The organism is Candidatus Schmidhempelia bombi str. Bimp (assembly GCF_000471645.3).
Lineage (GTDB): Bacteria > Pseudomonadota > Gammaproteobacteria > Enterobacterales > Orbaceae > Utexia > Utexia bombi.
The window spans coordinates 1-10,215 of the sequence record NZ_AWGA01000018.1 but is presented as its reverse complement, the minus strand read 5'-3'; the positions used below and the strand labels follow the sequence as shown (position 1 = coordinate 10,215).

General features: G+C 37.3%; 11 protein-coding genes. 2 read left to right on the top strand and 9 right to left on the bottom strand.

Going from position 1 to position 10,215, the window contains the following annotated elements:
* Together O970_RS02045 and O970_RS02040 are read left to right on the top strand one after the other, a co-directional pair.
* Window positions 1-190 (top strand): peptide-methionine (R)-S-oxide reductase (locus tag O970_RS02045; protein ID WP_024495525.1); only part of this gene is annotated, 190 nt, incomplete at its 5' end.
* A gap of 118 nt (window positions 191-308) precedes the next feature.
* A complete protein-coding gene (locus O970_RS02040; RefSeq protein WP_024495524.1) occupies window positions 309-497 on the top strand; it encodes a hypothetical protein in 189 nt (62 codons plus the stop codon).
* Between the two features lie 81 nt (window positions 498-578).
* Here O970_RS02040 and moeA read toward each other — a convergent pair whose 3' ends face one another.
* The 9 genes from moeA to hisG all read right to left on the bottom strand — a co-directional run bounded on the left by moeA (window position 579) and on the right by hisG (window position 10,143).
* Window positions 579-1,808 carry a molybdopterin molybdotransferase MoeA gene (moeA, locus tag O970_RS02035; protein WP_024495523.1) on the bottom strand — a complete coding sequence of 410 codons (1,230 nt, stop codon included), beginning with the start codon at window positions 1,806-1,808 and terminating at the stop codon, window positions 579-581.
* A 1,222-nt stretch (window positions 1,809-3,030) separates the two neighbouring features.
* Window positions 3,031-3,642, bottom strand: coding sequence for a bifunctional phosphoribosyl-AMP cyclohydrolase/phosphoribosyl-ATP diphosphatase HisIE (hisIE, locus tag O970_RS02030; protein ID WP_024495522.1), 612 nt, complete (start codon window positions 3,640-3,642; stop codon window positions 3,031-3,033).
* On the bottom strand, window positions 3,636-4,412 hold the full coding sequence (gene hisF, locus O970_RS02025) for an imidazole glycerol phosphate synthase subunit HisF (RefSeq protein ID WP_024495521.1): 777 nt from the start codon (window positions 4,410-4,412) through the stop codon (window positions 3,636-3,638). The genes hisIE and hisF overlap by 7 nt, the downstream gene beginning before the upstream one ends.
* Entirely contained in the window at window positions 4,394-5,149 is a 756-nt protein-coding gene (hisA, locus tag O970_RS02020) for a 1-(5-phosphoribosyl)-5-[(5-phosphoribosylamino)methylideneamino]imidazole-4-carboxamide isomerase (protein WP_024495520.1), read from the bottom strand. Before hisA ends, hisF begins: the two co-directional genes overlap by 19 nt.
* Window positions 5,150-5,151: 2 nt before the next feature.
* Window positions 5,152-5,772, bottom strand: a complete 621-nt coding sequence (gene hisH / locus O970_RS02015; RefSeq protein ID WP_024495519.1) for an imidazole glycerol phosphate synthase subunit HisH — start codon at window positions 5,770-5,772, stop codon at window positions 5,152-5,154.
* Window positions 5,772-6,842: a bifunctional histidinol-phosphatase/imidazoleglycerol-phosphate dehydratase HisB gene (gene hisB / locus O970_RS02010; RefSeq protein WP_024495518.1), complete on the bottom strand. Its 1,071-nt coding sequence runs from the start codon at window positions 6,840-6,842 to the stop codon at window positions 5,772-5,774. Before hisB ends, hisH begins: the two co-directional genes overlap by 1 nt.
* 6 nt (window positions 6,843-6,848) lie before the next feature.
* Window positions 6,849-7,922 (bottom strand): histidinol-phosphate transaminase, encoded by a 1,074-nt coding sequence (gene hisC / locus O970_RS02005; protein ID WP_036562322.1) that lies wholly within the window; start codon window positions 7,920-7,922, stop codon window positions 6,849-6,851.
* Window positions 7,923-7,939: 17 nt separating this feature from the next.
* Window positions 7,940-9,238 (bottom strand): histidinol dehydrogenase, encoded by a 1,299-nt coding sequence (hisD, locus tag O970_RS02000; protein WP_024495516.1) that lies wholly within the window; start codon window positions 9,236-9,238, stop codon window positions 7,940-7,942.
* A gap of 5 nt (window positions 9,239-9,243) precedes the next feature.
* Window positions 9,244-10,143 carry an ATP phosphoribosyltransferase gene (hisG, locus tag O970_RS01995; protein WP_024495515.1) on the bottom strand — a complete coding sequence of 300 codons (900 nt, stop codon included), beginning with the start codon at window positions 10,141-10,143 and terminating at the stop codon, window positions 9,244-9,246.
* Window positions 10,144-10,215 lie beyond the last annotated feature (72 nt).

Here is a 10,215-nt window from a genome sequence, read left to right as displayed (position 1 = left end):
TAGTCATGGTATGCATCGAATTGAAGTGCGTTCCAAAGAGGCCGATTCGCATCTTGGTCATGTGTTTAAAGATGGACCTCCGGCAAAGGGTGGGCTCCGTTACTGCATTAATTCTGCTGCACTACAGTTTATTCCTAAACAGGAAATGGCCGCCAAAGGCTACGGACAATACTTAGCCCTTTTTGATTAAATATTGGGTAAATGAACTTGTTTTTTACGATTAATAATCTTATCTTATTGTTAATAAAGGATTTTATGGCTATATAGGTTGGGATTATTGTTATTTAGTCAAGGTAAACTATCAGTATATGATAAAAGTCGTGTTGCAATGGTTATTATATCGTGGTCTTGGTGCTGCCAAGTTTATTTGGTTACTTGTTTGGTTGCTTTTTTTACGTCGAAAATTTGGTATGAGTAAAAAAATGGGCTTATTGATTTACGGGTGTTTAAAAAATATAAAGTTTAATAAGCAAACGGGTAAGATCCATTTTAATTAAGCGGATAATGGGTAATTAGAGCGACAATTTAAAAGCGCTTAGATTGTCGCTAAACTTTAAACGTTGTGCGGTTTTATTCGTTTAACTCAGCAACGGATTGAATAATTCCACCGTAACATATTCACCCGCCGCTACCTTACCTCGTTCTTGTTCTAGCACAACAAAACAGTTAGTATGGTTTAATGATTGTGTTATATGCGATCCTTGATGAGTGGCGACAGTTACATTAAGTTCGCCATGTTTATCAGCAATAAGATTTCCGCGTTGGAAATCAACCCTTCCTGGTTTTTTATTAATTGCACTTAAGGTTTTTACTTGAAATTGAGGAAAGGTGGATTGAATATCTGTTAATCCAGATAGTAACAAAATTAGCGGTTGTACCAATTGGTAAAACGTGACCATTGCCGAAATAGGATTACCCGGTAAACCACAATATATGGCATTATTTAAACGACCATAAGTAAAAGGTTTGCCAGGTTTCATTGCTATTTTCCAAAATTGCACTTTTCCTATCTTTTCTAATACTTGTTTTGTGAAATCCGCTTCCCCAACGGATACCCCACCGGTAGTGATAATCATATCTGCTTGCATTGCATCGGTAAACGTTTGTTCTATTTGCGATGGATCGTCAGCAACAATACCCAAATCTATGACTTGACAACCTAATTGTTGTAACATTAATTTTAAGGTTAATCGGTTAATATCAAAAATTTTTCCAGCTGATAAACTGTCGCCAATCTCACGTAACTCATCGCCTGTAGAAAAAAGCGCCACTTTAAGTGGGTGATACACCTCAATTTCACTAATACCTAATGCGGCTAACCTAGCAATGTGTGGAATGGTCAATTTTTGTCCTGAATTTACCACGATTTCGCCTTTTTTTATATCTTCACCAATGTAACGGATGTTTTGTTGTGGCTTGATTGGCTGTAAGAACGTTATTCGATTGCTGTTTTGTTGTGTCTGTTCCTGCATCACGACGGCATCCGCTTCGTCTGGTACCGGCGCTCCTGTCATAATGCGTAGACAACTATTTTTAGGCCAATATGGAAGAGTTTGTTGTCCTGCATAAATTGTCCCAGCAACGCTAAGTGGTTGCTGTGTTTTTATTTCGCTTAGGCGTACAGCATAACCATCCATCGCTGAATTATTAAAACTTGGAACATCCATAGGCGAAATAATATCTTTAGCGGTAATTTTATGTAATGCATCAGAAATCCCGATAATAGATGTTGCCAACTTCTTCGGTACTTGATCTAATAAGCGCGCCTTCGCTTGGCTAAAAGTAAGGAGTGGATCTGATGTTGTCATAAAATGGTCTCATAAATTTAACAATAACGCTTATTATAGCTTATTTAAATAGCAAATTAATGAATAACCTATATTATTTTATACGCTAAGCTTTTATCGATATATTAGGCAAAGTAGAATCGATACGTTGTCTATTTTTATTGTAAAAAATAAATACTTGCATTTTATTTTCTATCATTTATCATACTATTTACATAGTAAATAAAGAATAATCTTACGATTGATCTTTTTTAAGAATAACTAATTCTATTAATCGAGATAATGGTTTTCAAGTTAGTTGTTGGGAGTAGCAACTAATATTGAAAAAATAAAAATGTAGAACTATCTATTATTTTCAAGATTCTGTTAAAGATTTTTTGAAAACACTGATATAAGCCTAAAGGATACTGTTTAGGCTTTTTTTTATTTAGCGCATAGGGATGTGAATAATATTTATAACGTATGCTATAGTTCTATGATGTAATCTAACCACTTAAGTTATCTTTCTAGCTAACAATGATTACAATTTTTTAGTAATCATCCGATATAATTTTTATAATAAATATAAATATAAATATAAATATAAATATAAATATAAATATAAATATAAATATTGTTGTTGTTGATATAAATGTATCTTTTTCCTTACTTTACGCGACAATAAGATAGCATTTTATTTTTAATGCTTTATTAAAGATAATTGCCTGTTTATTTTGCAAGATAACAATGATAAGCAAATAGGCATCGTATGTGGCATATCAATAAGGGTATATAATTCAATCGCCATTACTTGAATGGCTCTTGCTCCCATAATGACGAAAATGTACCAAAATCCGGTTACCGTCATCACTCATAAACAAGGAAAAATCCCGAGTTTCCACCACGAATTAGTCAAAATAGTGAACAAACTACATGTATTAAATAAACGACTACTAGTCTTTCTATATCAACGACGCGCTTTTTTAATTAGCTGATAATTGATACTATATTACACGTTACCGTTTAGTCCTGTGCGCCGCTATTTTGACGATGATAAGGATTAATTAAGAGAGTGAAATGTTAGATAAACAAGAGCTATAATATAACTAGTGACAACTGTAACTAGTTATATTGCGACGTTTAATTTATCAAGGTAATTGTATTCTCGTCATATTTTTTTATCATTTAGCAACCATGCCTAGTTTAATTATCTTAATAGTCCTCCCTATTCATTGATCAATAATAAAACAACAATACCAATTGACTACGCATTTTCTGTATGTCGCTGGCGTAGAATCGTGATTACATCACTAAATTTCAAGTTTTGATCTTGTAATAATACTAGTAAGTGATAGACAAGATCAGCAGCTTCATTTTTTAGTTCTGGTCTATTTTTTACTGTCGCGGCTAAAGCTGTCTCTACGCCTTCCTCACCTACTTTTTGAGCAATACGTTTAGTGCCTGATGCATAAAGGCGAGCCGTATAAGACGAATCTAGTGGTGCCGTTTTTCGGGCTGCTAATAAGTTTTCTAAATCGTGAAAAAATGTCCAATCTGTTTTTATTTCTGTAAAACAGCTATTGGTTCCATTATGGCATGTAGGACCTAATGGTAAGGCTAAAATTAGTAGGCTATCTTGGTCACAATCCGTTGCTATATCAACCAGCTGTAAATAGTTGCCAGATGTTTCGCCTTTGACCCATAAACGTTGTTTAGTTCTTGAGTAAAAGGTCACTTTACCTGTGGTTTGAGTTTGGATCAGCGCGGCAGGATTCATAAATCCTAACATCAATACCGTACCTGATACTGCATGTTGAATAATGACGGGCATTAAATGATTCACTTTATCCCAATTAAGTTGTTCTATTGCTAACATATTCTTACCTCAATCTTTTTTTCTGCTAAAAATTGTTTTAGTTTATTGATGTTGATGAGTTGTTTATGAAATACAGAAGCCGCTAAGGTGCCATCAACATGCGCTTGTTGAAAAGCATCAGCAAAATGTTGCATCGTGCCAGCCCCACCAGACGCAATAAGGGGAAGATGGCAATGCTGGCGCATTTGTTGTAATTGTATTAAATCGTAACCATTGCGTACCCCATCTTGGTTCATCATATTTAATACGATCTCGCCAGCACCGCGTGTTTGCACTTCTGTTAACCAATCTAACGTACGGCGGCCCGTTAATTTCGTTTTAGTTTGATCGCCTGTAAATTGATAGACATAATACGTCTTGCTCTGTTGATCAAACCAACTATCAATACCAATTACAATACATTGTTTGCCAAAGTGATCCGCTAAACGACAGATTAAATCAGGATCACTAAGCGCTGGAGAATTAATGGATATTTTATCCGCACCATAAGATAAAATTTGCCGCGCATCTTCAATGGACTTTATACCACCCGCAACACAGAAAGGAATATCAATGGACTTGGCAACACGTGTCACCCAACTTTTATCAACCGTCCGCTGATCCGAAGAGGCGGTAATATCATAAAAGACCAATTCATCCGCGCCTTCTTGCGCATAACGCTGAGCTAAAGGGACGATGTCACCAATAATCTCATGATCTCTAAATTGAATGCCTTTAACCACTTGACCATTTAATACATCAAGGCAAGCAATTATACGTTTTGCCAACATGTTATTGCCTCCTTAACCGTAAATTTTTTCTCAAGTAAGGCTCGTCCAATAATAATGCCGCTGATATTTGCGGTAGTTAATGCGTTGATATCGTCCAGTGAACTAATTCCCCCCGACGCTTGTAAGGCAATTTCGGGATATTGCTGACTGAGCTCTCGATATAAATTTACATTTGGTCCCGTTAGTGTTCCATCTTTAGCAATATCTGTACATAATACGTGTTTAAGACCAACGGTTAGATAATCATCGATAACCTGCTCTAAGGTACTTAATGAATTTTCTTGCCAGCCATGAATAGCAATATATTTGTTATGATTATTATCAATTCGAATATCTAATGCTAATACCAGTTTATCAGCCCCATAGTGTTTAAACCACTGTTTAACCTTTCCTGGGGAGGTGATGGCGATGGAGCCAATCACCACGCGATTGGCTCCAGCATTAAGCAGTCGCTCAATGTCGTCCTGCGTTCGAATACCACCACCAATTTGTATCGGTGTCGCTATGGAGGCTAATAACGTTTTTATTAGGGAGAATTGGCGTAACTTAGGATTTTTTGCCCCACTTAAATCGACAATATGAAAATATTCTGCCCCTTGCTCTTGGTAGGTCGTTAAGTAGTCTAAAGGGTTATCCCTATATTGGCGTTGTTGGTTATAATCACCTTGATGTAGCCGGATAACGTTGCCATCAATCAGATCAAGGGCGGGTATAATTAATCTTTTTGTTATTGACATAATTACATCTCCAAAAAATTTTTTAGTAATTTGGCGCCAAGTGCTCCTGAACGTTCAGGATGGAATTGCACACCAAAGAAGTTATCTTTCTGTATAGCAGCAGAAAACGTTTCTCCATAGTTGGCGCTTGCGATGGTGGCTGAGCAAAGCGGTAACATATAACTGTGAACAAAATAAAAATAGGCACCTTGCGGAATATCTTTAAATAGCGATTGCTCGTTATCCGTATAAACCTGATTCCATCCCATATGAGGTAAGGGCAGACCATGAGAAGGTAAGTGAATAATATTTTGTTCAATCATGCCTAAGGTTTTGACATGCCCTTCCTCACTATAACGAGCAAGTAATTGCATACCTAAACAGATACCCAATACGGGTTGCTTACAGGCTTTGATTAGGTCAATTAATTGGTTTTCGCTAAGTTGTTTCATCGCGGCAGAGGCAGTACCAACACCAGGCAGAAATAATTTATCTGAATTCAGTACGACCTTAGCGTCACGACTGATGATGGGGTGATAGCCTAAACGTTGAATCGCATAGTTAACCGAAGCTAAATTGGCACAACCAGTATCTAAAATCACGACCTTTTGTGTTAAATGGGATCGATAACGGGTTGACGGCATCATAATACTCCTTTTGAGCTAGGTAATTCATTGCCATTTATCGCTATTGCTTGGCCTAAAGTACGACCAAAGACTTTAAATAAACTTTCAATACGATGATGATCGTTATTGCCTGTCGTGCTGATATGGAGTGTACAGGCCAAGCTATAACATAATGAGTGAAAGAAATGTGCTACCATTTCTGTACTCATATCTCCCACTTTTTGGTAATGATAATCGGCTGAATAATTTAGATAAGGGCGACCAGATAGATCTAATGCACACTGCGCTAAACACTCATCCATAGGTAATACAAAACTAAAACGTTCAATACCGCGTTTATCACCTAACGCTGCTTTTAATGCCTCACCTAAGGAAAGTCCGGTATCTTCAATCGTATGATGATCATCAACATGTAAATCGCCTTGCGCATGGATATGTAAACGAAATTTACCGTGCGTTGCAATTTGCGATAACATATGGTCAAAAAAATGAATACCAGTATTAATTTGATTTTCACCATGACGATCAAGCCACACTTGTACATCCAATGTCGTTTCTTTGGTTTTTCTAACGATATGAGCATATCTATCTGGTGTTGTTAACCGTTGGGCTATCTCCAACCAATTGAGCGTTTGTGGGTGATAGCTTAAGCTCTGAATGCCCATATTTTGGGCTAATTCATTATCGGTTTGTCTGTCGCCAATCACATAGCTTTGCTTAACATCTAACTGACCTTGAGTAAGATAGGATAAAACCAGCTTAATGTTTGGTTTCCGGCAGTCACACTTATCACTCGCAAAGTGAGGGCAAATTAAGACCTCTTCAAAATGAATACCTTGTGAAGTGAAGATATCCATCATTAGTTTATGCGGTTTAATAAAATCATCCATTGGAAAACTAGGAGTACCTAATCCATCTTGATTCGTAATCATAACCAATTTAAAGCCTGCTGCTTGTAATTTCAGTAAAGCTGGAATTACATCTGGCTCTAAAGCCAGTTTATCAACACTATCTACTTGAAAATCGATAGGTGGCTCGGTAATAAGTGTTCCATCACGATCAATAAATAAATATTTCTGTTTTGGCATCGCGGTTTACTCCTTAGCAAGCTGTTTTAATGCTTGAATAACGGTGGCACATTCATCACCGGTACCTATCGTAATTCGAATACAGTTTTCTAACCCTAATTGCTGGTGTTGATCTCTTAAAATAATGCCCTGTTGCCATAATTGTTTAAATATGTTGGATTCAGTATTAAATCGAACTAATAAATAGTTACCATCACTTGGATAAACTTGTTGTACGCAAGATAGCGCGTTAAGCTGATCAGCAAATTGCTGTTTTAACTCATTGATTTGCTTGACTTGCTGTTGCATTATTTTAATAGCTGCTGATGATAATGCCTCCACAGCAATATCAATTACTGGTGTAGGTAAGGCGTAGGGCGCGCTGATTTTAGTTAAAACATCGATAACTGCCGAATTAGCAATGGCAAAACCACAACGCAAGCCAGCTAGCGCGAATGCTTTAGATAAGGTACGTAGAATAACTAGATTTGGATAGCTATTTAACCACGTTGTAAGGGTTTGTGTTGGGGTAAATTCAATGTAAGCTTCATCAACCACTACTAATGCTTTTTGTTTGGTTATTTCTAATAAATGTTTAATTGTTATCGCCTCAACTGTATTACCAGTAGGGTTATTAGGACGACAAACAAACACTAATTTTACGCTATCTAATTGCTGCTCGATAGCGGATAAATCTAATTGCCAGTTGGCTAGCGTTGCGATTGATTTACACTTCACACCATAAGTTTTAGCGCAGATTTCATACATACCATAAGTGGGAGGACAGTAAATAACGCTATCTTGATTAGGATCGCAAAATGCTTTAATCAATAAATCAATTGCTTCGTCAGCACCACGGGTGACAATAAGTTGGTCTGGTTTTATATTGGCATAATTGGCATAGGCATTTATCAACAGCTCTGATTGTGGTTTTGGATAGCGATGTAAAGTATTTTGTTGCCATTGGTAGGATCTTGGATAAGGAAATTCATTGGCATTAAGCCATACTTGACCTTGACCACCAATACGACGAGCGGATTGATAAGGTGATAATTGACGTATATTATTTCTAAGTAATTTATTAATATCAAATGTATTCATGATAACCCTGATCTCCTCTATGCCTGCGTTGCCATAAGTTGTTGTACTCTAAGTGTGACAGCTTGTTTATGGGCGGTTAATTGCTCCGCTTGTGCCATTATTTCAACGGTAGGAGCAATGAGCAGTAAACCTGCTGGTGACAGTTGTTGGACGGTCATCCGTTTTTGAAAATCAGCTAAACCTAAACTGGAATAGGTTGCAGTATAGCCGTAAGTAGGTAAAACATGATTGGTACCAGAGGCATAGTCGCCTACAGATTCGGGTGACCAATCACCAAGAAAGATTGAACCCGCATTAGTCACTTTTTCTACTAACGTTGACGCATTACGCGTTTGAATAATTAAGTGTTCAGGACCATATTGATTACTAATAGCAATACATTGCTCAAGATCTTTAGTGACAATCAAACGGCTTTTTATTAACGCTTTTTCAGCAATAGACTGCCTTGGTAAGGTTTTAATCTGTTTATCTATCTCTTTTTTTACTTGTTCAGCAAGTTGTTGATCAGGGGTGACTAAAATAACTTGTGAATCAGCACCATGTTCTGCTTGTGATAGTAGATCGATAGCAATAAATGCGGGATTAGCTAAACTATCAGCAATCACTAGCACTTCTGATGGACCTGCTGGCATATCAATACTTGCCCCATCTTTACATTGGCTAATCTGACGTTTGGCTTCAGTAACAAATGCATTGCCTGGACCAAAAATTTTGTTTACTTTGGGCACACTTTCGGTACCAAATGCCATTGCCGCAATCGCCTGAGCACCGCCTATTTGATAAATATCGGTAATACCACATAGGCGTGCCGCATATAAAATTTCATCGCTAATGGGTGGCGGAGAGCAGAGAATTATTCTATTACAACCCGCAATTTTAGCAGGGATCGCCAGCATTAATACCGTTGATAATAGTGGTGCGGTTCCACCAGGTATATATAAACCCACTGACTCAATAGGACGTGTAACTTGATGACATTCAATTCCGGGCATTGTTTCTACTGAGATGGTTGCTGGTTTTTGGGCTTGGTGAAACGTCCGAATATTGGTCGCTGCTATCTGTATGGCTTGTTTTAATTCAGAAGATAGATTTAATGCGGCTTGATCGCAGTTATCTATGTTGACCTTAATTTGGTCAAGTGAAACCCGATCAAACTGGGCGGTAAGCAATGTTAATGCTTGATCACCCTGTTTTCTTACTTGATCAATAATATTACTCACCTGTTGAGTAATTGTTTCTGATTCAGCTATAGCAGGGCGCATTAATAGGTTTTTTTGTTCAGTGGCAGAGCATTGTTGCCAATTAAAAATGTCCATCAGTTTTACTCCATCATTTTTTCAATAGGTAACACAAGTATTGAACTTGCACCAAGTTGTTTAAGCTGCTCCATGGTTTCCCAAAATAAGGTTTCGCTACTAACCATATGTAGTGCAACGCGGTGTGACTCGCCGGCGAGTGACAAGATAGTGGGATTTTCCGCACCAGGTAAAAGTGCCTTTATTTGATCTAATTTATCGGTTGGCGCATGTAACATAATATATTTAGATTCACGGGCCTGAATTACGCCTTGTATGCGTATCAATAATTTATCGATTAGCTGTTGTTTATCGCTGGGCATTTCACCAGCTCGTTGAATAAGGCACGCTTTCGATTGATAGATAACTTGGATCTCTTTTAATCCATTAGCATCAAGGGTTAATCCACTTGATACTAAATCACAAATCACATCAGCAAGACCAGCTGTTGGAGCAACTTCAACCGAACCATTAAGTAAACAGGTGTTAAACGAGACATTAAATTGTTGAAGATAACGCTGTAATAGGTGAGGGTAGGTAGTGGCAATCCGTTTACCATTTAGGCAATAAATATCACTATATTGGTAGTCACGTGGAGCAGCAATGGATAAACGACAATCACCAAAATCTAGGCGGCGCAATTTATTATATTGTGGACTTTGATTTTCGGCTTGACGAGCTAATAACGCTTCTTCTAAAACATTTTCACCAATAATACCTAAATCGGCAATACCATCGAAAATAAGTCCAGGTATATCATCATCACGTACGCGTAAAATATCAATAGGCATATTTTCTGCAAAGGCAATCAGCCGTTGCTCTTGTAAGTTGATGTTAACCCCACATTTTTTAAGTAATTTTTTTGACTCATCACTTAAACGACCGGATTTTTGTATAGCAATACGTAAACGAGTTTGATCTAGCATTGAGTTTCTCCATGGTTATTATTACTAATCTTTTAGAGAACCACTTTGTGATGCTTGACATAAAAAAACCCT